Origin of the sequence: Mycobacterium sp. (genome assembly GCF_965229265.1) — a bacterium.
GTDB lineage: Bacteria > Actinomycetota > Actinomycetes > Mycobacteriales > Mycobacteriaceae > Mycobacterium.
This window is the reverse complement of the sequence record NZ_CBDDIY010000010.1, coordinates 1,936,779-1,961,995: the sequence shown is the minus strand read 5'-3', so window position 1 is coordinate 1,961,995 and position 25,217 is coordinate 1,936,779. Positions and strand designations below refer to the sequence as shown.

General features: G+C 67.4%; 27 protein-coding genes. 12 read left to right on the top strand and 15 right to left on the bottom strand.

The genetic code is table 11. The annotated features are described in order from the left end of the window. Positions 1-6: 6 nt before the first annotated feature. The gene (locus ADBZ9K_RS11025) at positions 7-594 is read right to left on the bottom strand and encodes a GNAT family N-acetyltransferase (protein ID WP_526620209.1); all 588 of its coding nucleotides are present in this window, start codon (positions 592-594) and stop codon (positions 7-9) included. On the opposite strand from ADBZ9K_RS11025, the gene ADBZ9K_RS11020 reads away from it, so the two are divergent. Then, the gene (locus ADBZ9K_RS11020) at positions 593-1,444 is read left to right on the top strand and encodes a patatin-like phospholipase family protein (protein WP_526620207.1); all 852 of its coding nucleotides are present in this window, start codon (positions 593-595) and stop codon (positions 1,442-1,444) included. The two genes, ADBZ9K_RS11025 and ADBZ9K_RS11020, sit on opposite strands and share 2 nt — an antisense overlap. Here ADBZ9K_RS11020 and ADBZ9K_RS11015 read toward each other — a convergent pair. The 4 genes from ADBZ9K_RS11015 to lpqV form a co-directional block, all read right to left on the bottom strand. Further along, complete coding sequence (locus ADBZ9K_RS11015; RefSeq protein ID WP_526620206.1) at positions 1,425-2,480, bottom strand: patatin-like phospholipase family protein; 1,056 nt, start codon at positions 2,478-2,480, stop codon at positions 1,425-1,427. The genes ADBZ9K_RS11020 and ADBZ9K_RS11015 overlap by 20 nt on opposite strands. An 89-nt stretch (positions 2,481-2,569) precedes the next feature. After that, the gene (locus tag ADBZ9K_RS11010) at positions 2,570-2,770 is read right to left on the bottom strand and encodes a hypothetical protein (RefSeq protein WP_526620204.1); all 201 of its coding nucleotides are present in this window, start codon (positions 2,768-2,770) and stop codon (positions 2,570-2,572) included. Between the two features lie 131 nt (positions 2,771-2,901). After that, on the bottom strand, positions 2,902-3,891 hold the full coding sequence (locus ADBZ9K_RS11005) for a PE-PPE domain-containing protein (RefSeq protein WP_526620202.1): 990 nt from the start codon (positions 3,889-3,891) through the stop codon (positions 2,902-2,904). A 73-nt stretch (positions 3,892-3,964) separates the two neighbouring features. Beyond that, positions 3,965-4,387: a lipoprotein LpqV gene (gene lpqV / locus ADBZ9K_RS11000; protein WP_526620201.1), complete on the bottom strand. Its 423-nt coding sequence runs from the start codon at positions 4,385-4,387 to the stop codon at positions 3,965-3,967. A gap of 112 nt (positions 4,388-4,499) precedes the next feature. Here lpqV and ADBZ9K_RS10995 point away from each other — a divergent pair, with 112 nt between their 5' ends. After that, positions 4,500-5,060, top strand: coding sequence for a cysteine dioxygenase (locus ADBZ9K_RS10995; RefSeq protein ID WP_526620200.1), 561 nt, complete (start codon positions 4,500-4,502; stop codon positions 5,058-5,060). 4 nt (positions 5,061-5,064) lie between these two features. Continuing rightward, a complete protein-coding gene (locus tag ADBZ9K_RS10990) occupies positions 5,065-5,448 on the top strand; it encodes a rhodanese-like domain-containing protein (protein WP_526620199.1) in 384 nt (127 codons plus the stop codon). On the opposite strand, the gene ADBZ9K_RS10985 is transcribed toward ADBZ9K_RS10990, so the two are convergent. The 5 genes from ADBZ9K_RS10985 to ADBZ9K_RS10965 form a co-directional block, all read right to left on the bottom strand. Next, entirely contained in the window at positions 5,441-6,625 is a 1,185-nt protein-coding gene (locus ADBZ9K_RS10985) for a PE-PPE domain-containing protein (RefSeq protein WP_526620197.1), read from the bottom strand. The two genes, ADBZ9K_RS10990 and ADBZ9K_RS10985, sit on opposite strands and share 8 nt — an antisense overlap. A gap of 17 nt (positions 6,626-6,642) precedes the next feature. After that, entirely contained in the window at positions 6,643-7,746 is a 1,104-nt protein-coding gene (locus ADBZ9K_RS10980) for a PE-PPE domain-containing protein (RefSeq protein ID WP_526620196.1), read from the bottom strand. Positions 7,747-7,863: 117 nt separating this feature from the next. Next, positions 7,864-9,558 carry an alpha/beta hydrolase gene (locus ADBZ9K_RS10975; protein ID WP_526620194.1) on the bottom strand — a complete coding sequence of 565 codons (1,695 nt, stop codon included), beginning with the start codon at positions 9,556-9,558 and terminating at the stop codon, positions 7,864-7,866. Between the two features lie 10 nt (positions 9,559-9,568). Next, on the bottom strand, positions 9,569-10,354 hold the full coding sequence (locus ADBZ9K_RS10970) for an enoyl-CoA hydratase (protein WP_526620192.1): 786 nt from the start codon (positions 10,352-10,354) through the stop codon (positions 9,569-9,571). After that, complete coding sequence (locus ADBZ9K_RS10965) at positions 10,351-11,400, bottom strand: 3-hydroxyisobutyryl-CoA hydrolase (protein ID WP_526620191.1); 1,050 nt, start codon at positions 11,398-11,400, stop codon at positions 10,351-10,353. The genes ADBZ9K_RS10970 and ADBZ9K_RS10965 overlap by 4 nt, the downstream gene beginning before the upstream one ends. A 218-nt stretch (positions 11,401-11,618) precedes the next feature. Here ADBZ9K_RS10965 and ADBZ9K_RS10960 point away from each other — a divergent pair, with 218 nt between their 5' ends. Continuing rightward, entirely contained in the window at positions 11,619-12,467 is an 849-nt protein-coding gene (locus tag ADBZ9K_RS10960; RefSeq protein WP_526620190.1) for a Bax inhibitor-1/YccA family protein, read from the top strand. A gap of 131 nt (positions 12,468-12,598) precedes the next feature. Here ADBZ9K_RS10960 and ADBZ9K_RS10955 read toward each other — a convergent pair whose 3' ends face one another. Continuing rightward, complete coding sequence (locus ADBZ9K_RS10955) at positions 12,599-13,816, bottom strand: acetyl-CoA C-acetyltransferase (protein ID WP_526620189.1); 1,218 nt, start codon at positions 13,814-13,816, stop codon at positions 12,599-12,601. Between the two features lie 38 nt (positions 13,817-13,854). Next, entirely contained in the window at positions 13,855-14,820 is a 966-nt protein-coding gene (locus ADBZ9K_RS10950; RefSeq protein WP_526620187.1) for an SGNH/GDSL hydrolase family protein, read from the bottom strand. Positions 14,821-15,010: 190 nt separating this feature from the next. Between ADBZ9K_RS10950 and ADBZ9K_RS10945 the strand changes: the two genes are divergently transcribed. The 5 genes from ADBZ9K_RS10945 to ADBZ9K_RS10925 all read left to right on the top strand — a co-directional run bounded on the left by ADBZ9K_RS10945 (position 15,011) and on the right by ADBZ9K_RS10925 (position 20,110). Beyond that, positions 15,011-16,063 (top strand): alpha/beta hydrolase, encoded by a 1,053-nt coding sequence (locus ADBZ9K_RS10945; RefSeq protein ID WP_526620185.1) that lies wholly within the window; start codon positions 15,011-15,013, stop codon positions 16,061-16,063. Between the two features lie 34 nt (positions 16,064-16,097). Continuing rightward, positions 16,098-17,492: a cystathionine beta-synthase gene (locus tag ADBZ9K_RS10940; protein ID WP_526620183.1), complete on the top strand. Its 1,395-nt coding sequence runs from the start codon at positions 16,098-16,100 to the stop codon at positions 17,490-17,492. Positions 17,493-17,615: 123 nt separating this feature from the next. Further along, positions 17,616-18,191: an Rv1078 family RDD domain-containing protein gene (locus ADBZ9K_RS10935; RefSeq protein ID WP_526620181.1), complete on the top strand. Its 576-nt coding sequence runs from the start codon at positions 17,616-17,618 to the stop codon at positions 18,189-18,191. A 14-nt stretch (positions 18,192-18,205) separates the two neighbouring features. Further along, positions 18,206-18,862: an Rv1078 family RDD domain-containing protein gene (locus ADBZ9K_RS10930; protein WP_526620180.1), complete on the top strand. Its 657-nt coding sequence runs from the start codon at positions 18,206-18,208 to the stop codon at positions 18,860-18,862. Between the two features lie 75 nt (positions 18,863-18,937). Beyond that, positions 18,938-20,110 (top strand): cystathionine gamma-synthase, encoded by a 1,173-nt coding sequence (locus ADBZ9K_RS10925; protein WP_526620178.1) that lies wholly within the window; start codon positions 18,938-18,940, stop codon positions 20,108-20,110. Here the strand turns inward: ADBZ9K_RS10925 and ADBZ9K_RS10920 are convergent. The 3 genes from ADBZ9K_RS10920 to ADBZ9K_RS10910 all read right to left on the bottom strand — a co-directional run bounded on the left by ADBZ9K_RS10920 (position 20,102) and on the right by ADBZ9K_RS10910 (position 21,933). After that, entirely contained in the window at positions 20,102-20,761 is a 660-nt protein-coding gene (locus tag ADBZ9K_RS10920; protein ID WP_526620177.1) for a GPP34 family phosphoprotein, read from the bottom strand. The two genes, ADBZ9K_RS10925 and ADBZ9K_RS10920, sit on opposite strands and share 9 nt — an antisense overlap. A gap of 11 nt (positions 20,762-20,772) precedes the next feature. After that, complete coding sequence (gene greA / locus ADBZ9K_RS10915; RefSeq protein WP_526620175.1) at positions 20,773-21,267, bottom strand: transcription elongation factor GreA; 495 nt, start codon at positions 21,265-21,267, stop codon at positions 20,773-20,775. A 231-nt stretch (positions 21,268-21,498) separates the two neighbouring features. Beyond that, positions 21,499-21,933, bottom strand: coding sequence for a DUF4307 domain-containing protein (locus ADBZ9K_RS10910; protein ID WP_526620173.1), 435 nt, complete (start codon positions 21,931-21,933; stop codon positions 21,499-21,501). Positions 21,934-22,073: 140 nt separating this feature from the next. Between ADBZ9K_RS10910 and mca the strand changes: the two genes are divergently transcribed. Genes mca through ADBZ9K_RS10895 form a run of 3 tightly spaced genes read left to right on the top strand, consistent with a single transcriptional unit; the run spans position 22,074 to position 25,214 of the window. Continuing rightward, entirely contained in the window at positions 22,074-22,946 is an 873-nt protein-coding gene (gene mca / locus ADBZ9K_RS10905) for a mycothiol conjugate amidase Mca (RefSeq protein ID WP_526620172.1), read from the top strand. Positions 22,947-22,957: 11 nt separating this feature from the next. Continuing rightward, positions 22,958-23,230 (top strand): hypothetical protein, encoded by a 273-nt coding sequence (locus ADBZ9K_RS10900; RefSeq protein ID WP_526620170.1) that lies wholly within the window; start codon positions 22,958-22,960, stop codon positions 23,228-23,230. Next, entirely contained in the window at positions 23,214-25,214 is a 2,001-nt protein-coding gene (locus ADBZ9K_RS10895; RefSeq protein ID WP_526620169.1) for a thioredoxin domain-containing protein, read from the top strand. Before ADBZ9K_RS10900 ends, ADBZ9K_RS10895 begins: the two co-directional genes overlap by 17 nt. Positions 25,215-25,217: the final 3 nt, after the last annotated feature.

Below are 25,217 nucleotides of genomic sequence, written 5' to 3'. Positions count from 1 at the left end.
ATCCAACTACCAGAGATCGCCGACGCGCCAGTCGCAGATCAGCGGTGATGATGCCGAGAGCCGACGACCGGCCGCGGCCGTTGGCAAGATGAATATCCGGTCATCGGGGTGATAGGTGTCGACCACACCGTCGGCGGAGTCGGCCTGGGTGTGCCCGGTCCAGAGCTGCCAGCCGCGGGCGGCGTAGAACGGCGCGGCGCTCTCGACAGCATTGAGCGCGCCGAGCTGATGCTGCGCGCGGATGATCGCTTCGGCGTGATCCATGACCACACGGCCCAAACCGCGGCCTTGCTGGTCGGCACGCACTGCGACGCTTTCGACGTAACCGGTGGCCAAGACGTCACTGTCGGAGCGCAGAACACGGGCCACCACCGACGCGTGGGCCAGCAGCTCGCCCGACTCCTTCACCAGCACATGCGTGCCATCGACGCCGTGCAGCCAGTCGTGAGAACGGAAGCTGTTCCCGAACGCCGACCGGACCACTGCTTCGGCGATCCGCAGGTCATCGTGCGTCAGGTCCTCGGCATCGGCGATCACCACATCCACCACCGGTTCAGAATCCCACGCCGCCAGGCTGGCAGACTCGAACGACATGAGGGCAAAGCGGGCTCTGATCCTGGCGGGTGGCGGGATCGCCGGTATTGCGTGGGAGACCGGCATCCTGCGCGGAATCGCCGATGAAGCACCGCGCACCGCACGGGCACTGGTCGAATCCGATGTGCTGGTCGGTACCTCGGCCGGCTCGACCGTTGCCGCGCAGATCAGCAGCTCGGCCTCGCTCGAGCAGCTCTACGAACGTCAGGTCGCCGACGCCTCGTCCGAGCTCGACCCCGGGGTCGACATCGATGCGATCACCGAACTTTTCGTGACGGCGATGTCGCAACCTGGTGAGGTCGTCGACAAGCTGCGGAGCATCGGGGCGGTCGCACTGAACACCCCGACCGTGCCCGAGCCGCTGCGCAGGCGGGTCATCGAAGCTCGCCTGCCCGACCACACCTGGCCCGACCGCGACCTGCGAATCACCGCGATCGACACCGCAACCGGCGAACTCGTGGTGTTCACCGCAGCGTCGGGAGTGGAGCTGGTCGACGCCGTCGCCGCGAGTTGCGCGGTGCCCGGAACCTGGCCGCCGGTGACCATCGGCGACCGGCGCTACATGGACGGCGGTGTCAGCAGCGCGGTCCACACCGCCGTCGCCGACGACTGTTCGACCACGGTGGTGCTGGTGCCGGCGGGGCAGAACGCGCCCTCGCCGTTCAGCAGCGGTACCGCCGCCGAGATCGCCGCGTTCGACGCCCGCACCTTCGCCGTCTTCGCCGACGGGGCGGCGCTTGCGGCGTTCGGGCCCAACCCGCTCGACCCGCGCTGCCGGGTCCCCTCGGCCGCCGCCGGCCGCGAGCAGGGCCGCCGGGTGGCTGCCGCGGTCACGGAGTTTCTGGCGTGATGACGATCCCCGAAGCGGTGTGGTTGTAGCCGTCCAGGGCCTGGGCGGCGAGTTCACGCCCGAGCCCGATGATCTCGGCAGCGCGGTGGAAATCCAAGCTGCGGCAACAGGTCCGGGGAACCTCGATCAGTAGGTCGGGGGGATAGGTCGCCATCTGATGACGCGCCAGCGCGGCCTGCGCGATGTCGATGGTGCGGTTCATCACCGCAAAGCTGCCGAGCTTGGGGATGGCAGACCCACCCGGACTGTCCACCAGCTGGTCCTCGCTGCCGGGCTCGATGTCGTCGGCCGAGTCCGCGTCCAACGTGGTGCCGAACCGGTTCAACATCGACTTGGCCGCCGGGGTGTCGAGGATGCTGCGGGCTGCGTTGGTGTCCAGCAACGCGGATGTGCTGCGCAGCAATCTGTTGAGCCATTCGGTGCTGGACCTGGCATCGGTGCCGGCGGCGGCTTCCTCCTGCGTGCCGCCGGTATCGGCGCCGGACAGGCTCACCGCGATGGTCAAGTCGGCGTTGACCGCGGAGATCGGGGCCATCGGCAGCGGATCGAGGATGCCGCCGTCGGCCAGCAGCCGGCCGTCGAGCACATGCGGTGCGATCACACCGGGTATCGCGATCGAAGCGCGGATCGCCTCGTCGACCGGCCCACGTTGCAGCCACACCGACTTGCCTGCGATCAGGTCGGTGGCCACTGCCGTGTAGGGGATCGGCAGGCTCTCGATCGTGGCCTCACCGAGAATGTCGCGCACCGCGTCGAGAATCTTCTCGGCGCGAAGCACACCGGCGGCCGTGATGGACGGGTCAAGTAGGCGCAGCACCGCCCGCTGGGTCAATGTCATTGCCCAGTCCGAGAATTCGTCGAGCGATCCGGCGGCGTGCAGACCCCCCACCAATGCCCCCATCGACGAGCCGGCGACACCCACGATCTCGTAACCGCGGCTGCGCAGCTCGTTGATGACGCCGATGTGCGCGTACCCCCGCGCACCACCGCTGCCGAGCGCCAACGCCACCCGGGCGGTCGGGGATTGTCCGGCCATGGGTCCATTCTGCTCGCCGCACCCCAACGAGGAAGGGCACCCCGTTGGGGGTGCCCTTCCGTCGTCGGTTGCGCGCCGTCGCGCCCCCGCTAGTCGCGCTGGATCGCGTCGATGGTTCCGAGCTTGTCGTTGCCCACCGTGTAGCCCAACGAGTCGACTGTGCTGGTGTCGCGGGCATCACCGGGCCCGACCGGGGCGGCGACCGCCGGAGCGGCCAGGCCAATGACGACCGCGCTCATCGCCGTACCGATGAGGGTCGCGATTCCGAACTTGGTCAAATGTGGTGCCATCTTTCCTATCTCTCCCTGCCGGCGGGTGTTTCCGTGCCGGTACGAATGTGTAAACCGGCAGGTCAGGCAAATAATTCCGCTGGCAGGAACTGAGGGGGGGTTGGCAGAAATCGATTGTTGCTGCCTGCGCATCAACCGGTGCGCGCCGAACGTTTCGCCAGGTGGGCGACCGAGCGGGTGGGGGCTGCGTCACGCTTGGGTTGTGATGTGGCTGCGGCCACCGCGGTGCTGCCGTGGTGGCGAAGCCGGCCGGTGGACCGCGCGTCGTTGCGGGTGTAGCCGGCGTCCACGATCGGTTTGAGGATCCGGTTGAGAGTCGCGATCGCGTTCTCCGGCACCCCTTGATCGTGCAGCGGGCGCAGCAGTGGCAACTCGTCGGTGGGGACGACGTAGGTCGTTGTGGTGCCGCCCAGGGAGTTCGTCGTGCTGCTGATGTTCTTGGCCGGCACCTCCGACAGATCGGCCCAGATGCTGGCGTAGTGCACCGAGCCGAAGCCGGGGACGGTGCCGGTACCCACGAAAGCGTTGAGGTCGGCCAGCAGGTTCCACGGCCGATCCGGCCAGTCCCCGAAGCCGTCGTACTCGCCGGTGACCACGGTGACGTCGTAGGGGGTCACTGGCACGGTCGGGACGTAATCGAGCCCGGGGAAGTACAACCCGTTCCAGGAGCGCAGCATGCTGCGGTTGGCGTCGCCGATCACCACGAACGAAAGTTCCTCGGGTGCAGGAGCGTTCGGGTCCTTGGCCAGTCTGCGCATCTCCTCGTCGATGATCTGCGAGCTGCCCGAGATGCCGGCGGCGACCTTGGGGCCCGGCGTCGAACGGATGGCGGCATCAAGGTTGTCGACACCCACCGCGATCGACTGGCCGAGTGTCAGCGACTGCCAGCCGGATTCCGGCCAGGTCTGAGCCGGCCAATAGATGTTCACCCGGGTGTCGTTGCCGAAGTAGCCGCCCAGGATCGCGGCCATGGTCCCGTCGTCGATGACGGGATAGTCGTTGCCGCTGAGGATGAGTGCCGTCGCGGTGAGCTGGTAGTCGACGGTGGGCACGGTCAATGCGGCGACCGTTGCGAATCCGGCGACCGCCGCGCCGGTGAACCTGGCCAGTATGCCGAGCATTGCGCAACCCCCTCGGGCTCCCCGGTTCGACCCTACCCAATCACCCGGAGATTTTTGCTAGCCGTGATTGGAATTAACAGCCACCCTGGGCTGCTGCGCGCACCGCGATGATCACCGCGGCCCGCTGTGCGGGCGACAGCTGTGCCCAGGTGCTGTTGAACGTCGCCGGTCCGGCGATCGTGCCGTTCTGCAGCTCCTTGAGAAACGGCTCCACCAGGGTGGTCGGATCGCCGCCCTTGGATTCCATCCACGCCTTGGTAGCCAGGCACGACTGGCCGTACTGCTCTTCGGTCGACTCGGCCGGCACGTCGATTCTGGTGGTCACACCGCCGGGGGACACGCCGATCGGGCCGACGGCCTCCGCCGTCGGCTGCGCCCCGCTCGACGGCGTTGTCGTCGACGACGTCTGGTGGTCACCGCCGCCCGACGAGCATGCCGCCAGCGCGACAGCCGCGCCCGCGACGGCCATCAGGGCACGGCCTGGGTACCTGCGCATGGGCTCAATCTATGCAACACTGGCCGCCATGACGCAGTGGTCCGGGTTTCGGGAGTGTTGTCGGCGCTAGCCGCCCACCGAATTCGTCCACGTAACCTCGAAAGTTCTCGTCATGCCTTACTCGGGCTCGGCCCCTTCACTTGCCACGTTTCCGTCCATCGCCCCAGCCGTTTCGGCGCCCACCCGGCTGCGGCTACCCGATCTGCTGCACACCACCGACCAGTACGCCGACCGGGTGCTGCGCGGTCAGTTCAACGACCTGCTGCCGGCCGGTGGTCCACCGGACGACCAGCGTTGGTTCACCCGGCTGCACGCCGACGACGAACTCGACGTCTGGCTGATCAGCTGGGTGCCGGGCCACACCACGGAGTTGCACGACCACGGCGGCTCGCTGGGGGCGCTCACCGTGCTCTCCGGCGCGCTACACGAGTTCCGTTGGGACGGTGAGCGACTGCATAGGCGCCGCCTCGATGCCGGAGACCAGGCCGCGTTCCCGCTGGGGTGGGTGCACGATGTCGTCGGCGCCCCGACCGTCGCCGCGCCGGAGTCGACGACGCTGAGCGTGCACGCGTATTCGCCGCCGCTGACTGCGATGTCCTACTACGAAGTGACCGAACGCGACACCTTGCGGCGGACCCGCACCGAGCTGACCCACGAACCCGAAGGACGATGAGCAGGTGACCAGCCGTATCGACCGGATCCTGGCCGACGCCCGGGCCCGGCTGAATCGGCTGGAACCCCGTGACGTCCCCAAGGCGCTGGCCCGCGGCGCGATCCTCGTCGACATCCGCCCGGCCGCCCAACGTGCTGCCGAAGGCCAGGTCCCGGCCGCACTAGTCATCGAGCGCAACGTGCTCGAATGGCGCTGCGACCCGACCAGCGATGCCCGGCTGCCCCAGGCCGTCGACGACGATGTCGAGTGGGTGGTGCTGTGCTCACAGGGCTACACGTCGAGCCTGGCCGCCGCCGCACTGCTTGACCTCGGACTGCATCGGTCCACCGACGTCGTCGGCGGTTACCAGGGCTTGGCGAGTACCGGGGTGCTCGGCGCGCTCAGCTAGAGCTGCGACCGCTCTTGCCGACCCCGCCGCCGGCCTTCGGGCTGCTGCCGGTGTTCGACGCGCTGGGCGCCGAGCCTGCGGCCGCTGACTTGGCCGCTGCCGGCTTTGCTCCGGACTTGGCGGCCACCGGCTTGCTGTCGACGACTCGCGCGGTCCCCACCGCCCGAATGGCCGAGGCAGACGGGACGGTGGCGTCAGCCGTGCGGGTAGTGACCACCCGGGGCGAGGAACCGTTGTCCAGCGGATCGTTGCGGATGTAGGCCGAATCGATGATGGGCCGCAACACCTTTTCGAGGGTGTCAATGACGGGCTGGGGAACGCCCAGGCCCTTGAGCGGCCGCAGCAACGGCAGGTCGGGGGTGGGCACCAGATAGGTTGTGGTTACGCCGCCGAGTTTGTTCGTCGACACGGTGATGTTCTTCGCCGGCACCTTCGTGAGGTCTGCGTCCATGGCGACCCGGTGTACCGAACCGAAGTCCTCCAGATGCCAGGCACTGACGATGTCTTCGGGCAGTATCTGCTGGAACAAGCTGGTGCCCGCCAGTGCGTTGAGGTCGGCCAGCAGGTTCCACGAGCGGTCAGGCCAGTCGCCGAGCCCGTCGTACTCGCCGGCGACGACCAGAATGTCGTACTTCGTCACCGGAATCTCGGGGACGGTGTATTCGAAGAGTGGGAGCTTCAGGCCCCGAAGCTGGTTGAATATCCCGCGGTTGGCGTCGCCCAACACCACGAACGAGAGTTCCTCTTTCGGTGGCGCGGTCGGGTCATTGGCGAGGGCACGCATCTCCTCGTCCACCACCAGCGTGCTGCCCGAAGCGCCGATCACGATTTTCGGGCCAGGGGTGTTGCGGATCGCCGTGTCCATATTGACGATGCCGACCTGCACCGACTGGTTCAGTGACGGCGACAAAGAACCCGGCCACGGTAGGCCCCGTAGGCAGGGATCGTTGGCGCACGTCTCGGTGGTGTAGCGGCCGCCGAGCAGGCCTGCGATCAGCTCCGGGTCGACGTCCTCGTACCCGAGCCCGCCCATCGTCAGCACCGTCGCACTCAAGGTCACCGGCGACGTCAGGGTGGGTGCGCGATGGTCGGAACCGGCCACGCTCGCTGTTACCGAGGCGGTGACAACCAGACCCGCCAGTACCGTCGCGGCGCGCCGGACCACGTTGTCAGCCATGAGTGGGGAACCCTCCGTCAGTTGGTTGAGTTGGAGCTGGCTGCCGAGCGCTTGCTCCCAGCTGTACCGGGCCCCTTCGAGGTGCTGCGCGTCTTCGACGCCGCTGCCGGCTGGGCTTTTGCGGCCGTCCTCTTGGCCGATCCCGCTCCAGCGGTACGTGGTGCCGATGTGGTTTCCGACGACGCGGCTGGCGCCTCGTTCTTGCCGCCCCCCACGGAGCGCGGATCGTTACGGACGTACGCGGAGTCGACGATCGGTCGCAATATGACGTTGAGCTGATCGACGACATTCTGCGGCACACCCATGCCTGGTAACGGCCTCAGCATCGGCAGGTCGGCGGTCGGCACGATGTACTTGGTCGTCACGCCGCCGGCCGAATTCGTCGAGGTGGTGACGTTCTCGGCCGGCACGTCGTCCAGGTTGCTGTACAGCGCTTGTTCGTGCACGGAGCCGAACCCCGGGAAGAAGCCAGTACCTGCGAGCGCGTTGGCAACCGCCAGGACGTTCCACCACCGGTCCGGGAAGTCGGCGAACCCGTCGTACTCACCGGCCACGACGGTGACGTTGTAGGGCGTCACCGGGATGGGTTGGACGGCGTAATCCAGGATCGGCAGCGTCGGCAGGCCCACGAAGAGCTGCATCAGGCTGCGGTCGGCGTCACCGAGTACCACGAACGAGACCTGATCGGGCGACGGAGCGTTAGCGGGATCCGCGGCGAACCGGCGCATCACCTCGTCCAGGACCTCTGAGGACTGGGACAGGCCGACGGCAATGATGGGTTCGGAGCTAGCCGCGGCCTGCTCGCGGATCGCGGCTTCGAGGTTGCGCGCTCCGATCTGGGTGGATTCGCCCATCGTCATGGTGCCGTAAACCGGCGCGATCTCGGCCGGCCAATCCACGGCAATCCGGGTGTCGTTGGCATAGCGCCCCGCCAGCGTCTTCAGCATGATGTTGTCGCCGATGGATCCGCCTCCGTTGGCCCCGCCCATGATCAGTGCCGTCGCGGTCAGGCTCCAATCGGCGGAACGGACGCTGACCGGAGCAGTCGGGGTGGACACCCCCGCGACCACTCCCAGGCCGAGAACGCCCGTGCTGAGGACAGCTGTGAGCTTACCGATCATGAAGTCTTGCCCCCCGGTTTCGACACCGAACACGCGCCCCTCGCGGCTCCGCCAGCAAAGTTTACGACACCAGATTCCCATGAGTGAAAGTAGCTCACGATTTTGGCTGTCGATTCACTATTCGGGCGCCTGGACGATTGCCCGTAGTTGCTCTGTCTTCACTGGAGTCCACCCCGGTGGCTCCAAAATCGCGGCCCAGGCGTTGACAACGTCGCGGACATAGCGGTGGCCGTGCCCGTCCGGCACGTCGATGGCTACCGCCATATCGGCCGACACCTGCAGGAACGTCACGATCGGAATCCAGTTCATGTCGGGCGAGACGTCATAACCGCGCGGCTCCCGCAACCAATCCGGCTCGGTGAACAACAGATCGGGATTCCACCACGTGATGGGGTCGGAGGCGTGCTGCAGGTAGACGATGCGGGGGTTGCCCCACGGTTTGTCGGGGCGGCCGAGATTGTCGGGTCGGGCGGCAAACCTGATGTTGGCGCCGTCGTCGAAGGTTGGCAGCCACATCGGTGAGCCGGTGTCGCGGTTGACGGTGACGTCGTCCCACATGGTGTTGTTGAACGTCGGGCCGGAGAACAGGGCCCCGTTAGTGCGGGCGATGATGTTGTTCGGGCTCAGGAAGGGCGCTTCACCTCCGAAGGAACCGAGGCTTTCGCCGAACACCACGATCTTGGGCCGCTGCGCCTCGGGGATCGCCCGCAGTCGCTCATCGACCGCCTCGAACAGCGCCTGACCGGCTTGGCGGGCGTTCTCCTTGTCGACCAGGAACGACAACCAACTCGGTAGGAAGGAGTACTGCATGGACACGATCGCGGTGTCGCCGTCGTACATGTACTCCAGCGCCGATGCCTCTGCCTCGTTGATCCAGCCGGTTCCGGTCGTCGTCGCAACCGCGATGACCTTGCGGCTGAATCCGCCCGCGCGTTCCAGTTCGCGGGCGGCCAACTCAGCCGTCGCCTTGATGCCGTTCGCGGAGTTCTTGCCGGCGTAGGCGCGGATCGGCTCGACCGCGGGCCTGCCGTTGAACGTGGTGAGCTTCTCCAGGCTCGGGCCGCCGGCGACGAAAATGCGGCCCTGGTGCCCCAGCGAGTCCCAACTGACCAGCGAGCCTGGCCCGCCGGACCGCAGTGGCGTGGTGGGTGCTGGGTTGCCTGGATCGAGTTCGTCGTTGACGGCGCCGAAACTGCTGTTGAGGAAGCTCATGCCGCCCCGGATCACCACGCCGTTGAGGATGGCGATGGTCAGACCCAGGACCAGTGCAACCGCCACAATGAATGAAACACGAGGCGGTGCAACGCGATTGAGCTTACGAACCAGGAACCGGATGAGCTTGCCGACGAGTTGTCCGATCTCGACGAAAATGAACAACACGACCACGCCGATGATCGCCGCCTGCGGGTAGTTGTACCAGGTCAGCCGCGGCACCCCCATCAGGTCGCGGACTTGGTCCTGCCAGATGTGGAAGAAATAGATCGCAAAGACCAGGCCGACCAGGCCGGAGATGACAAGGATCGGCCAGGCCCAGCGCGGCGGCGGCGGACTGCTCGGACGAGACAGCATGAAGCGCACCAGCCAGACCGCGAACACCCCGAGCGCGTACCCGATGGCGCCGGCGCCACCACTGACCAAACCCTGGAACAACGGTCCGCGGGGCAATAGCGACGGGGTCAGCGACAACCAGAGGAACACCAGGCCCACAGCGGTGCCGGTGAACGTGTAACGCCGTTGCCACCAGTCGGGTTTGGGCGCTGCGGCCGGGGCAGGCGGGATGGGCTCTTCGGTTGCGACCTCGGCTTCGCTCACCTACAGCACTTTAACGGTGCGTGAAGTGGGGAGCGCGCTTCTCGGTGAAGGCTGCCATGCCCTCGGTCTGGTCGTCGGTGGCGAAGGCGGAGTGGAACAGTCGACGCTCGTAGAGAAGGCCCTCGGTGAGGGTGGACTCGAACGTGCGATTGACGGCCTCCTTGGCCATCCGGGCCGCCGAGCGGGACATCTGCGAGATCGTCGTCGCCACGGCCTTGGCCTCGGTGAGCAGATCCTCGGCCGGCACCACCCGCGACACCAGACCGCTGCGCTCGGCCTCGGCGGCGTCGATGGTGCGGCCGGTCAGGATGAGGTCCATCGCCTTGGCCTTACCGATCGCCCGGGTCAACCGCTGCGAACCGCCCATGCCGGGCAGCACCCCCAGCTTGATCTCGGGCTGGCCGAACTTCGCGGTGTCGGCGGCGATCAGCAGGTCACACATCATCGCCAGCTCGCAGCCACCGCCGAGCGCATAGCCCGCGACCGCGGCGATGGTCGGGGTGCGCACCGCGGCCAGCTTGCCCCAGGCCGCGAAGAAGTCGGCGTCGAACACCTCCGAGAACGACAGCGTCGCCATCTCCTTGATGTCGGCACCGGCGGCGAACGCCTTCTCGTTGCCGGTAATGACGATGGCACCGATACCGGGATCAGCGTCCAATTCGGCGGCGGCCGTGGTGACTTCGGCCATTACCTGACTGTTGAGGGCATTGAGCGCCTTCGGTCGGTTCAGGGTGATGATGCCGACCCGCTCCTCACGGTCCACCAGGATGGTCTCGTAGCTTGTTTCGGGGCTCACTTGTCCTCCTCGAAGGTCAGGTCCGGATTCGCCGGCGCGAAGTACTGGAGCACATCCTCCTCGGTCACCGCCGTCAGCGAGCGCGGGTCCCACTGCGGGTTGCGGTCCTTGTCCACGATCTGGGCGCGGATGCCCTCGACCAGGTCGTGGGAGCGAAGCGACGCGCTCGAAACCCGATACTCCTGCGCCAGAACCTCTTCTAGCGTCGCTAGCTGCGTGGCCCGGCGAACCGAGGCCAGTGCGACGGCCAGGGCGACCGGCGAGCGCGACGCGATGAGGTCCGCGGCGTCCTTGGCGGCGTCCTCGTCGCGTGCACGCAGGGCGGCGACGATGTCGACCACCGTGTCGCCGGTGTAGCACTCGTCGATCCAATGGCGCTGTGTCAAAAGATGGCTCGGTGGCGGCTCGGTGGCGAAGGCCTGTAGCGCAGCCTGAACACCCTGGCTGACCAGCGCGGCGGTGAACGCCTCGAGCGCGTCGTGAGGCACATAGTGATCTGCGAACCCCAGCGCGATGGCGTCGGCCCCGGAGAACGGAGCGCCGGTCAATGCGGCGTGCAGCCCCAGGGCCCCGGGGGCGCGGGAGAGCAAATAGGTGCCGCCGACGTCGGGGATGAAGCCGATGCCGACCTCGGGCATCGCGACCTTGGAGGTGTCGGTGACCACCCGGACACTGCCGTGCGCGCTGACGCCCACGCCGCCGCCCATCACGATGCCGTCCATGATGGCGACGTACGGCTTGGGGTAGCGGCCGATCTGGGCGTTGAGCCGATACTCGTCGAACCAGAACGCGCGGGCGTCGGCGCCGCCGGTGCGGGCACTGTCGTAGATGGCGACCACGTCGCCGCCGGCGCATAGGCCACGCTCGCCGGCACCGGAGAGGGCCACCGCGGTGACGGCGTCGTCGTCGGCCCACTCGGTCAGCGTCCGGGCCAGCGCCGTGACCATCGGGTGGGTCAGCGAATTGATGGCCTTCGGGCGGTTGAGGGTCAAAAAGCCCACCCCGCCCTCGATGTGGGTCAGGACTTCGTCGGTTTCGGCCGTCACGGTGGTGAGGTCCTTCCGTCCCGTGGCTAAAAGGTTGGACGTCCTAGTTTTACCATCGGTCAGACGATCGACACCCGGCGGCCGCCCGGCGCAGGTAAGGTCGGGCTTCGTAACGCCCGGACCTTCACGGAACCCGAAATTGTGGACTTCCTGGGAACCGGACCGAGGTGCCGTTCGTTGACGGTGTGTTATTCGACTTCCACGAGAGGATTCCGACGGTGCGGGAGACCAGCAACCCGGTATTTCGTTCGCTGCCCAAACAGCAGGGCGGATACGCACAATTCGGTACCGGTGTCGCCGGTGCCCAGCAGGTGGCCTACCAGACCGACCCGTACACCACGCAGTACCCAGCCCAGACCGGTGTGTCGCGGCCCATGACGATCGATGACGTCGTGACCAAGACCGGGATCACCCTCGCGGTGCTGTCCGTGGTCGCCGTCATCTCGTACTTCCTGGTGTCCGCCAATGTGGCGCTGGCCATGCCGTTCACCCTCGTCGGTGCACTCGGTGGTCTTGCGCTGGTGCTCGTGGCGACCTTCGGCCGCAAGCAGGACAACCCGGCCATCGTGCTCAGCTACGCGGCGCTGGAGGGCCTGTTCGTCGGCGCCGTCTCGTTCGTCTTCGCCAATGTCGTTGTGTCCGGTGCCAACGCCGGCGCGATGATCAGCCAGGCCGTGTTGGGCACCATCGGTGTGTTCTTCGGCATGCTCGTCGTGTACAAGACAGGTGCGATCCGGGTGACCCCCAAGTTCACCCGCATGATCGTCGCCGGCATGGTCGGCGTGCTGGTCCTGATGCTCGGAAACTTCGTGCTGGCGATGTTCGGTGTCGGCGGTGGCGAGGGCATGGGCCTGCGCAGCGGCGGCCCGATTGCGATCGCCTTCTCGCTGTTCGTCATCGCACTTGCCGCGTTCAGCTTCCTGATCGACTTCGACGCCGCTGACCAGATGATCCGCGCCGGTGCACCGGAGAAGGCCGCCTGGGGTGTTGCCCTCGGCCTGACCGTCACGCTGGTGTGGCTGTACCTGGAGATCCTGCGTCTGCTGAGTTACTTCCAGAACGACTAGTTGCCTCGTTACGCAAAGCCCCGGCCTCCTCAGGAGCCGGGGCTTTGTCGTATGCCGCGCATGGCGATCGAGTCAGAACTCAGGGCGATGAATTCGCGTGAACCACCGCTCTGAGTTCTGACTCGATGCGACTAGGACAGCCGCTCGACGATCATGGCCATGCCCTGGCCGCCGCCGACGCACATCGTCTCGATGCCGAACGTCTTGTCGTGGGTCTGCAGGTTGTTCAGCAGGGTGGCGGTGATCCGTGCACCGGTCATACCGAACGGATGGCCCAGCGCGATCGCCCCGCCGGAGACGTTGAGCTTGTCCTCGTCCATCCCGAGTGCCCGCGCTGAACCGAGCACCTGCACGGCGAAGGCCTCGTTGATCTCGTAGAGGTCGATGTCGGAGATCGAGAGCTTGGCATTGGCCAGCGCCTTCTTGACAGCCTCGATCGGGCCAAGGCCCATGATCTCCGGCGACAGCCCGGATACGCCGGTCGACACCACGCGCGCCAGCGGGGTCAGCCCCAGGTCCTTGGCCTTGGTGTCGGAGACGATCACCAGTGCGGCCGCGCCGTCGTTGAGCGGGCAGGCATTGCCCGCGGTGATCGTGCCGTTGGGCCGGAACACCGGCTTGAGCTGGCTGATCTTCTCGTAGGTCGTGCCGGCGCGGGGGCCGTCGTCGGTGCTGACCACGGTGCCGTCGGGCAGCGTGACCGGCACGATCTCGCGCTCGAAGAAGCCGCTGTTGATGGCTTCCTCGGCACGGTTCTGGCTGCGCACACCCCAGTGGTCCTGGTCCTCGCGGCTGATCCCGGTGTAGAGCGCCACGTTCTCGGCGGTCTGGCCCATCGCGATGTACACGTCCGGCACCAGACCGTCCGCACGCGGATCGTGCCACTCCTCGGCGCCGGCAGCAGCCGCCGCCGAACGCTCTTGCGCCTCGTTGAACAGCGCATTCTTGGTGTCCGGCCAACCGTCGGCGTTGCCCTTGCCGAACCGCGACACGGTCTCGACGCCCGCCGAGATGAACGCATGGCCTTCGCCGGCCTTGATCGCGTGGAACGCCATCCGGGTGGTCTGCAGCGACGACGAGCAGTATCGGTTCACGGTGGTGCCGGGCAGGAAGTCGTAGCCGAGTTCGACGGCAACCGCGCGGCCGATGTTGAACCCGGACTCACCGCCGGGCTGTCCGCAACCCATGATCAGGTCGTCGATGTCACGTGGGTCCAGCGACGGCACCTTGTCCAGTGCGGCGCGCACCATCTGCGCGGCCAGATCGTCGGGACGGATGTCGACCAGCGAGCCCTTCATGGCACGGCCGATCGGCGAGCGGGCAGTGGAAACGATGACGGCTTCGGGCATAGGGGCTCCTAGGTATGCAGCAGCTACTTCCCACGAACCTAGCTCGCGGTCACCACGATCGGTGCGGGCACCCCGGTCGTGCGGCGCCGCAGCAGCCTCATCATCGGGCCCAGCCGGTCGGTCAGCGCCCTGCCCTCCGACCGCGCCGCCCAGGGCAGGTCGGGCACTGTGGCTCCGGTCCACTCACCCAGCGCATGGCACAGCGCGGGCAGTAACTGGTTGGCGGCCAACGCATATCCCGCCGCAGAGGGGTGGTAACCATCCTCGGAGAACATCAGCTCGGGGGTCTGCAGGAAGTTCGGCGTCAGCAGGTCGGCGAGCGGGACCGGCAGGCCGCCGGCGGCGCGGACCGCGGCGGCCTGTGCGCGCGCCAGCCGCAGGCCCCGCGAGCGGGTGGCCCATCGCAGCGGTTGCGGGATGGCGGTGATGACACCGAAATCCGGACAGGTCCCGACGACAACCACCGCGCCGGAGGCGCGCAGCCGCTGCACCGCCGCGCCGACCCGCCGCGCCGAGGGGCCCAACCCGTTGAGCGCGGTGATGTCGTTGGCCCCGATCATGATGACCGCCGCGTCCGGTGGGGGACCGGCGACGAACATGGCGTCGACTTGCCCCGACAGACCCTTGGATGTCGCGCCCACGATGGCTTTGGTCGACAGCCGGATCAGCTTCCCGGATTCTTCGGCCAGGCCCCGCGCGATCACGACGCCGGGAACCTCGTCGGCGTCGCGGCAGCCGTAGCCGGTGGCTGTCGAGTCCCCGAACACCATCAGGTGCAAGTCAAACGGCACGCCGCGTTCCCAGCGCTGGACCGGTCCGCCGCCGGGAGCGTAGACGCCATCGGCCCGCGGTGGCACCTCCCAGGATTTGGGGATGACACTGCGCGCCTGCTCGGCTTGCTCGCTGAGCAAAGTGCGTGCACTCAGGACCGCGGTGCCGGTCGATGCGAGAACTCCCGCCACCGCCAGCGCCGCCGTCGACCGGCGCGGAGCGCGTATGCCCACGCGGCAAGTCTAGGTGCTGCTAGGGCCTGAATCGGATCGCCACAGTGGACCCGCGATTACAGACAGGTATCAGATCCGGTAAGAAATCAGATCGTTAGTTGTTGTATGTAATGCAGGTGTCAAGCTAAGTAACCGGGGTTCGCTCGCGGGCCCGGGACACGGATCTACAACGACGTAGGGAGTGTTGACGATGACCGCACCCAGTAAGGTCCGGGCCTCGGCCCCTCATCGTGTCCACCCGACCGCCGGCCAGCGCCCCCGTCGCTATCCGGTCAGCGACGGCGCCCCCGTCGAGGTGGTCGAAAGCGGGCCGAGCGTGGCCGCGCGGCTGGTCTCGGTCGGCACGCGGGTCACCATGTGGCCCACCCTTGCCGTCCTGAGTCATGTCCCGCACTGGCCGTGGCCCTTTGGGCTGGTCGACTTCGTGGCTCGGGCGCTGCTGCCCACCCCCGGCACCGTGCGCGCCACGGTCGGCCTACCGAACGCGTCGGCGCAATTGGTCCGCGCCCCCGGCGTGCTGCCCGCCGACGGCAGCCGACGGGTCGTGCTCTACATGCACGGCGGTGCATTCCTGACCTGTGGGGTGAATTCGCACAGCCGGATTTCAACTGCGCTGTCGAAGTTCGCCGATTCCCCGGTGCTCGTCGTCGACTACCGGCTCATTCCAAAGCACACCATCGGCAACGCCCTCGATGACTGCTACGACGCCTACCAGTGGCTGCGCCTGCGCGGCTACGAACCCGACCAGATCGTCCTGGCCGGTGACTCGGCCGGCGGCTATTTGGCGCTCTCGCTGGCCCAGCGGCTGCAGGCCGACGGTGAGGAGCCCGCCGCGCTGGTCGCCATCTCGCCGCTGCTGCAACTCGACCATGAGCCCAAGCTCGCCCATCCGAACGCCCACACCGATGCGATGTTCCCGCCCAAGGCTTTTGACGCCCTCGTGGCCCTTGTCGCCCGGGCGGCGGCCAAGCAGGTCGTCGACGGTGAACCCGAAGGTGTCTACGAGCCGCTCGACCACATCGAGGCTGGGCTGCCGCGAACCCTGATCCATGTCTCGGGATCGGAGGTCCTGCTGCACGACGCCCGGCTGGCGGCCCGCCGGCTCGCCGCGGCCGGTGTGCCCACCGAGGTGCGGGTGTGGCCCGGTCAGATCCACGACTTCCAGCTCGCCGCGCCGCTGATTCCCGAGGCCACCCGGTCGCTGCGTCAGATCGGGGAATACATCCGGGAAGCCACCGGCTGACGACCACCGCGCGCGAGCCTGACACCATGTAGGCATGCGAATCGCGTCGCACATCAGCGAGCTGATCGGGAACACCCCTCTGGTCGAATTGACCTCCGTCGTCCCGGAGGGTTCGGGACGAGTCCTGGCCAAGATCGAGTACCTCAACCCGGGGGGCAGCGCCAAGGACCGCATCGCGGTCAAGATGATCGACGCCGCCGAGGCCAGCGGAGCCTTGAAGCCCGGCGGCACGATCGTCGAACCCACTTCCGGCAACACCGGTGTCGGCCTGGCCCTGGTGGCCCAGCGTCGCGGCTACAAGTGCGTGTTCGTCTGCCCCGACAAGGTCAGTGAAGACAAGCGCAACGTGCTGCGCGCCTACGGCGCCGACGTCGTGGTCTGCCCGACGGCCGTGCCACCGGAGCATCCGGACAGCTACTACAGCGTCTCCGACCGGCTGGTCCGAGAGATCGATGGTGCCTGGAAACCCGATCAGTACTCCAACCCGAACGGGCCTGCCAGCCACTACGAGACCACCGGGCCCGAGATCTGGGCCGACACCGAGGGCGCCGTGACTCATTTCGTCGCGGGCGTGGGCACCGGCGGCACGATCACCGGCGCCGGGCGTTACCTCAAGGAGGTGTCCGGCGGAACGGTGACGGTAGTCGGTGCCGACCCCGAGGGATCGGTGTACTCCGGCGGCACCGGGCGGCCCTACCTCGTCGAGGGCGTCGGCGAGGATTTCTGGCCGACGGCCTACGACCCGTCGGTGCCCGACCAGATCATCGCAGTCTCCGACGCCGACTCGTTCGACATGACCCGCCGGCTGGCGCGCGAAGAGGCCCTGCTGGTGGGCGGCTCCTGCGGTATGGCCGTGGTCGCTGCCATCAAGGTGGCCCAGCAGGCCGGACCCGACTCGCTCGTCGTCGTGCTGCTGCCCGACGGTGGCCGCGGCTACCTGTCCAAGATCTTCAACGACGCGTGGATGTCGTCCTACGGCTTCCTGCGCACCCGTCTCGATGACACCGTGCCCGAGCCGACGGTCGGTGACGTGCTGCGCGGCAAGTCTGGTGAGCTGCCCGACCTCGTGCACACCCACCCGTCGGAGACCGTGCGCGACGCGATCGGCATCCTGCGCGAGTACGGGGTCTCCCAGATGCCCGTCGTAGGGGCCGAACCACCGGTGATGGCCGGTGAGGTTGCCGGCAGTGTCTCCGAGCGGGAGTTGCTCTCCGCGGTCTTCGAGGGACGGGCCAAGCTCGCCGACGCCGTGGCGCTGCACATGAGTCCCGCGCTGCCGCTGATCGGGGCGGGGGAGCTGGTCAGTGTCGCAGCGAAATCGCTGCGCGACTGGGACGCACTGATGGTCGTGGAGGATGGCAAGCCCGTCGGCGTCATCACCCGACACGACCTGCTTGGCTTTCTCTCGAATGGTCCCCGCCGACGCTGAAACTGCCCGTCTGGCAAATTCTGGTTTCGCGGCGTGACGGCCCATTCTTGGCCATGTGTCCCCTCTTCTCGGGTAGATTTGTGCCGCTTCACCTCAGCTGATCACTCTGCCGTGGAAGGCGCCATGACCGAGCAACCTCCCGGGCCCCCGCCCGGGAACTACCCGCCGCCCCCGCCGCAGGGCGGCTACGCGCCCCCGCCACCCGGACAACCGATTGCGCAGCTGCCGCAGGCGTCCTACACGTCCTGGTTCACCCGCGTGGTCGCCTGGGTCATCGACTACCTGCCCTACATGGTCGTGGTCGGTATCGGCTACGGCATCGAAGCCGCGACGCAGGAGACGGCCTGCGTCACTAACCAGTCCGAATACGAGGTCGGCGAATTCTGCGCCACGGGCAACTCCACCCTGGGGGTGGCCGCATTCAGCATCTGTCTGCTGATCGGTCTGGCCTACCTGCTGTGGAATTACGGCTACCGGCAGGGCACAACGGGTTCCAGCATCGGCAAGTCGATCATGAAGTTCAAGGTGGTCAGCGAGAAGACCGGTCAGCCGATCGGTTTCGGGCTGTCGATCGTGCGTCAGTTGGCCCACATCGTGGACGGCATCATCTGCTACATCGGGTACCTGTTCCCGTTGTGGGACGCCAAGCGGCAGACTCTGGCTGACAAGATCATGACCACGGTCTGCCTGCCGCTGTAGAGAAGAGGACATCGATGACACAACCCCCGCCCCCGCCCGGGAATTACCCGCCGCCCGGGAATTACCCGCCGCCGCCCGGTGGCAACTACCCGCCGCCCCCGCCCGGCAACTACCCGCCCCCACCGCCGGGGAACTACCCGCCGCCGCCCGGTGGCAACTACCCGCCACCTCCGCCCGGCGCCCCTTTCGGTGCGCTGCCCAAGGAGACCTACACGCCGTGGATCAAGCGCGTTGGCGCCTGGATCATCGACACGATTCCGGTCGCCGTCCTGTCCGGGGTCGGTCAGGGGCTGATGTATGCCACCGGTGAGAACAACTGCACGTCCAACAGCACCGACAACAGCTATGGCGTGTACTGCACGTCTCAGCCGTCGGCGCTGGGTCTGATCCTGTCCTTCGTGTTCGGGATCGCCGCGCTGGGCTTCGCGATCTGGAACTACGGCTACCGACAGGGCACGACGGGCTCGAGCATCGGCAAGTCGGTGCTGAAGTTCAAGGTGGTCAGCGAGAAGACTGGTCAGCCGATCGGGTTCGGGCTGTCGATCGTGCGTCAGTTGGCCCACATCGTGGACAGCATCATCTGCTACATCGGATACCTGTTCCCGTTGTGGGACGCCAAGCGTCAGACGCTGGCCGACAAGATCATGACCACGGTCTGTTTGCCGCTGTAGAGATCCACGGAGAGGCGCCCACCGGCCGGTGGGCGCCTTTTTCCTACCCGTCGCGTTGCCGATAGGCTTTCGGTGATGAGTGAGCAGCGCAGCGCCGCAGACCGGCACCGGGCACAGGGATTCGCAACCAAGGCCATCCATGCCGGCTACCGGCCAGACCCGGCCACCGGCGCGGTCAACGCGCCGATCTACGCCAGCAGCACGTTCGCCCAGGATGGCGTGGGCGGGCTGCGCGGCGGATTCGAATACGCCCGCACCGGTAACCCGACCCGCTCGGCGCTGGAGGCCGTCCTGGCCGCGGTCGAGGACGGCACGTTCGCGCGAGCGTTCAGTTCCGGCATGGCGGCCTCCGACTGCGCGCTGCGCGCGTTGCTGCGTCCCGGCGACCACGTGGTGATTCCCGACGACGCCTACGGCGGAACCTTCCGGCTCATCGACAAGGTGTTCACCCAGTGGGGGGTGCAGCACACCCCGGTCGCGCTGTCCGACCTCGACGCGGTTCGCGCCGCGATCACCGGCAGCACCCGGCTGATCTGGGTGGAAACGCCCACCAACCCGTTACTGTCGATCGCCGACATCTCCGCGATCGCCGAGATCGCGTCGGCGGCGGGACTGAAAGTGTTGGTGGACAACACGTTCGCGTCTCCGGCGCTGCAACAGCCACTGACGCTGGGCGCCGATATCGTGCTGCACTCGACGACGAAGTACATCGGCGGGCACTCCGACGTGGTCGGTGGCGCGCTGGTGACCAACGACGAGGAACTCGACACCAAGTTCGCTTTCCTGCAAAACGGTGCGGGCGCGGTCCCCGGCCCGTTCGAGGCCTACCTGACGATGCGGGGCCTCAAGACACTCGAGGTGCGGATGCAGCGGCACAGCTCCAATGCCGCACAGGTCGCCGAGTTACTCGCCGGGCACCCAGCGGTCAGCCATGTGCTCTATCCGGGGCTACCCGAACACCCCGGCCACGACATCGCTGCCCGTCAGATGAGCGGGTTCGGCGGCATGGTGTCGGTGCGGATGCGCGGCGGAGCCGAGGCTGCACGCCGGTTGTGCTCGCGGACAGAGGTTTTCATACTCGCTGAGTCACTGGGTGGGGTCGAATCGCTGATCGAGCATCCCGGTGCAATGACCCATGCTTCGACGGCCGGCTCGCAATTGGAGGTGCCCGCCGACCTCGTCCGGCTCTCGGTGGGTATCGAAGACCCGTCGGACCTGCTCGGCGATCTGGAGCAGGCCCTAAGCTAGCCCGGCGCGCACTGCGGCGGTGGTTACCGCCAGGTTGACGTCGGCCAACTTTGTGGCGTCAACCCATGTGCCACTTGCGATTTCACTGGCCCGGCCGCTGACCCACTGCCAGCCACGGTCGTTGAGGGACAACAGCACACCAAGACTGCCGGTGGCCGACAGTAGTGCGACGATGGCGGCTGTCACAGGGTCGGGGCGGTGCCCGTCGAACAGCGCCGCCAGCAGTGCCGAGCGTGCCCGGTCCACCCGCGCACGGCTGGCCAGCGGCCAGGCGTAGGAATTGCGCCGAAACCGGTGTGCCGACAGCGCAACCTGGTGCAGCTGCCCGGTGCGCAGCAACTGGTCGAGCACCTCGTCCTCGACGTGTTTGCGCAGTTTTGCGATCGCGGCCGCGGCGGTAATCGGTGCCTGCTGCAACCGGCTCAAGGCCGGGCGCATGACCGGGTCCAGCATTGGCGGGCCGGCCAGGACGACAAGTCGGTCCGAGGCCACCGGCTCCTGCGGCAGCGCCGGGCGAATCCGGCAGTCGTAGGCAAGGTCGAGCAGGATCGCTGCAGCCAGCAGCCGTTGCAGCCGGCCACGCTCCAGTCCGGGCTGCGCCGAGGCGTTGTCGAGCAGCAGGAGAAGCAGGTCTTCGGCGATGCGCGCCACGCGGCGAACCGCTACGAGTGGTAGGGCTCCGCGCTGACCAAGGAGACCTTCACGGTCTTACCGCTGGGCACCATGTACTCACGGGTATCGCCGACCTTGGCGTTCAGCAGGGCGGCGCCCAGCGGCGAGTTCGGCGAGTACACCTCGAGCTTGTCGTGGTCGATGCCCTCCTGGCGGGTGGCGATCAGGAAGGTCTCGGTGTCGGACTCGTCGCCGTCGTAATAGACCTTGACCACCGATCCCGGCAGCGCGACGCCGGACTGCTTGGGAGCCTCGCCCACCTTGGCGGTGTTGAGCAGCTCCTGCAGCTGACGGATCCGGGCCTCCTGCTGGCCCTGCTCCTCGCGCGCGGCGTGGTAGCCGCCGTTCTCGCGCAGGTCGCCTTCTTCGCGGCGATCGTTGATCTCGGCGGCGATGACCGGGCGGTTGGCGATCAACTGGTCGAGTTCGTTCTTCAGTCGGTCGTACGACTCCTGGGTAAGCCAGGTCACCTGGGTATCGGTCATCTCGTCGCGCTCCTCATTCGTTGATGCCGCGATGTTCGCGTTGCAGTCTGTCGTCGGTGCCGGGAGCTTGCGGGCGATTCCGCGTGTATTGCCTTCGAAAAGCTGCGATCAAACGCGCAAATGAAGCAATACACGGCCCCCAGCAGGAACCGTGTATTGAAAAAGTCTACCACCGCACCGACGGGCAGTTTTCATTCATTCGCAGTTCGCCGTTGGTTGCGCACCGGCCGATCAGGAGGCGATCAGGTAGCCAGGAACGTCCGTGCCGCACCCGTAGATGTCGCCGACGAACGGCCGTTTGTAGGACTTCACCGTGGTCGTGACCTGCACCGTCGCCTCGGCCGCCGGTGGCACCAGGATCTCGCGGCGGCCGGTCTCGGCCCCGTCGCGGGAGCGCACCCGCACGATGCAGTGCACCGGCCGGGACGGGTCTTTTCGGGTCACGCTGATCGTGACCGAGGCCGTCTGGTCGTCGAGGACTTCGTACGAGGCGATCTTGCCGTCGACGTCATTGCCCTCGAAGCGCTGGTAGGCGATCAGCGCAACGACGACCCCGGCCGCCACGGCCAGGACACCCAGCGCGAACGCCACCCGGCGGCGGGTGGCCGGACGCAGCCCGGGCCGCCCGTATCGCGATTCGGGCGGCCGCGCAGGACTGTGGGCCATAGGCGTGCGACGCAACTTTCGTGAGCAGGTTGGATTACGGGTATCCACCCCCCGGATGGAACTATTGGACTATAGGACGTGTTGAAAATGTTCCAGCACGACGTAAGGGAACGAACAACACAAACAAGTACAGGGGAGAAGTGACCGAACTGCGGTTGATGGCCGTACATGCCCATCCGGACGACGAGTCCAGCAAGGGTGCGGCCACACTTGCGCGTTACGCCGCCGAAGGTCACCGGGTGCTGGTGGTCACGCTGACCGGCGGTGAGCGCGGTGACATCCTCAACCCGGCGATGGACCTGCCGGAGGTACGAGGTCGCATCGCCGACGTCCGCCGTGACGAGATGGCCAAGGCCGCCGAGATCCTCGGCGTCGAGCACCGGTGGCTGGGCTTCGTCGACTCGGGACTGCCCGAGGGAGACCCGCTTCCGCCGCTGCCCGACGGGTGTTTCGCAGCGATCCCGCTTGAACAGCCGGTCGCCGAGTTGGTGAAGCTGATTCGCGACTTCCGTCCGCACGTCATGACCACCTACGACGAAAACGGTGGCTACCCGCACCCGGATCACATTCGGTGCCATCAGGTTTCGGTGGCCGCCTACGAAGCCGCCGCCGACTTCCGGCTGCATCCCGACGTCGGCGAGCCGTGGTCGGTCAGCAAGCTGTACTACAACCACGGGTTCCTGCGCGCACGCCTGCAACTGCTGCAGGACGAGTTCGCCAAGAACGGCCAGGAGGGCCCGTTCGCCAGCTGGCTGGAGAAGTGGGATCCGGAAATCGACGTGTTCGCCGGCCGGGTGACCACCCGGGTGCCCTGCTCGGACTTCTTCCACCAGCGCGACGAGGCGCTCAAGGCGCACGCCACCCAGATCGACCCCGACGGATTCTTCTTTGCGACGCCAATAGAGTGGCAACAGCGGTTGTGGCCCACCGAGGAGTTCGAACTGGCTCGTTCGCGGGTGCCCGCCGAGTTACCTGAAGACGACCTGTTCGCCGGAATCGAGATCTTTGAGTGAATGACCTGCTGATGACGGCCGTGTCGGTACTGGCCGACCCGCCCAAGAACACCGGCCCCGACTTCGGCAAGGCCAGCCCGATCGGTCTGCTCGTCGTCGTGCTGCTGCTGATCGGCGTCTTTGTCCTGGTGTGGTCGATGAACCGCCACCTCAAGAAGCTGCCCCAGAGCTTCGACAAGGAATCGCCCGAAACCGTCGACGACAACGTCGTCGCCGCGACCGTGGACGACAGCGCGGGCCAGGAGCGCACCACCGACAAGCCCCCGCATGAGCCCGGCGGGTAACACCCTCGCCGCCGCGACCAGTCCCTACCTGCGTCAGCACGCCGACAATCCGGTGCACTGGCAGCAGTGGACCCCAGAGGCACTCGATGAGGCCGCGCGCCGCGACGTGCCGATCCTGCTCTCGATCGGATACGCGGCCTGCCACTGGTGCCATGTCATGGCCCACCAATCCTTCGAGGACGAGCAGGTGGCTGCCGCCGCCAACGCCGACTTCGTCTGTATCAAGGTCGACCGCGAGGAACGCCCCGACCTCGACGCGGTCTACATGAATGCCACGGTGGCGATGACGGGGCAGGGCGGCTGGCCGATGACCTGCTTCCTGACGCCCGACGGGCGGCCGTTCTTCTGCGGCACCTACTACCCCAAGCCGCAGTTCCTGCAGCTGCTGGCCGCGGTGGCCGACACCTGGCGGACCCGCCGCGACGAGGTGGAGCAGGCCTCCGACCAGGTGGCGGGCGAGCTGCAGCGGATGGCCTCCGGGCTCTCCGGCGGCGGGCCGGACGTCGATCCCGCCCTGTGCGACCACGCCGTCGCGGCGATCCTGCGCGACGAGGACACCGAACGCGGTGGGTTCGGCCGCGCCCCGAAGTTCCCGCCCTCGGCATTGCTGGAGGCGTTGCTGCGCAGCCACGAGCGCACCCGTTCGCCGATGCCGCTGACCGCGGTCGAACGTACCGCTTCGGCGATGGCCCGCGGCGGCATCTATGACCAGCTCGCCGGCGGGTTTGCGCGCTACAGCGTGGACGCCGACTGGGTGGTGCCGCACTTCGAGAAGATGCTCTACGACAACGCACTGCTGCTTCGGGCGTATGCGCACTGGGCGCGGCGCACGGGTGATCCGCTGGCCCGCCGGGTTGCGATACAGACCGCGGCATTCTTGATCGACGACCTCGCCGACGGTGACATGTTCACCTCCGCGCTCGACGCCGACGCCGCCGGTGTGGAGGGATCTACCTATGTGTGGACGCCCGCGCAGCTGCGTGCGGTGTTGGGCGAGGGCGACGGCCGTTGGGCTGCAAAGGTTTTCGAGGTCACTGAGGGGGGAACCTTCGAACACGGCGCGTCGGTGCTGCAGTTGCTGACGGATCCGGATGACGCCGAGCGGTTCGAGCGGGTGCGGGTCGCGCTGCTGGCGTCCCGGCTGACCCGGGTGCAACCCGCCCGCGACGACAAGATCGTCACCGCGTGGAATGGGCTGGCCATCACGGCGTTGGCTGAAGCCAGTGTGGCACTTGGTGATCCGCGGTTACTGGACGCGGCTACCCGGTGCGCCTCGGCGCTGGTCGGATTGCACATGGTCGACGGCCGGCTGCGCCGGGCCAGCCTGGGCGGCGCGGTTGGCGACAGCGCGGCCATCCTGGAAGACCACGCCGCGCTGGCCACCGGGCTGCTGACGCTGTATCAGCTGACTGGGGACTCGTCGTGGCTGGCGACCGCGACGGAGCTGATCGGGCTGGCGCTGGACCACTTTGCCGATCCCGACCGCCCTGGCCGTTGGTTCGACACCGCCGACGACGCCGAGCGGCTGATGGTCCGGCCCGCAGACCCGCTCGACGGAGCGACACCGGCGGGCGCTTCCTTGATCGCCGAAGCATTGCTGACCATCGCGCACATCGTCGATGGCGACCAAGCCGCCCGGTACGGCGAAGCCGCCGAGGCCACCCTGCGGGCGCATTCGCCGCTGCTGGCCCGTGCGCCACGCTCGGCCGGCCACTGGCTGGCGGTGGCCGAGGCCGCGGTGCGTGGCCCGCTGCAGGTGGCCGTCGCGAGCGAGGACCCGGCCGCCGAATTGTTGCTTGCCGCACGGCGGCTGGCGCCGGGCGGCACCATCGTCGTTGGCGGCACCGTCGACTCTTCGCCGCTGCTGGCCGGCCGGGACCGCGTCGGCGGTCGCGACGCCGCCTACGTGTGTCGCGGCCGCGTGTGCGATCTCCCGGTTACTGGCACGGGGGAACTTGCCGAGGCGCTGGGTGCGTCCGTGTAGCGT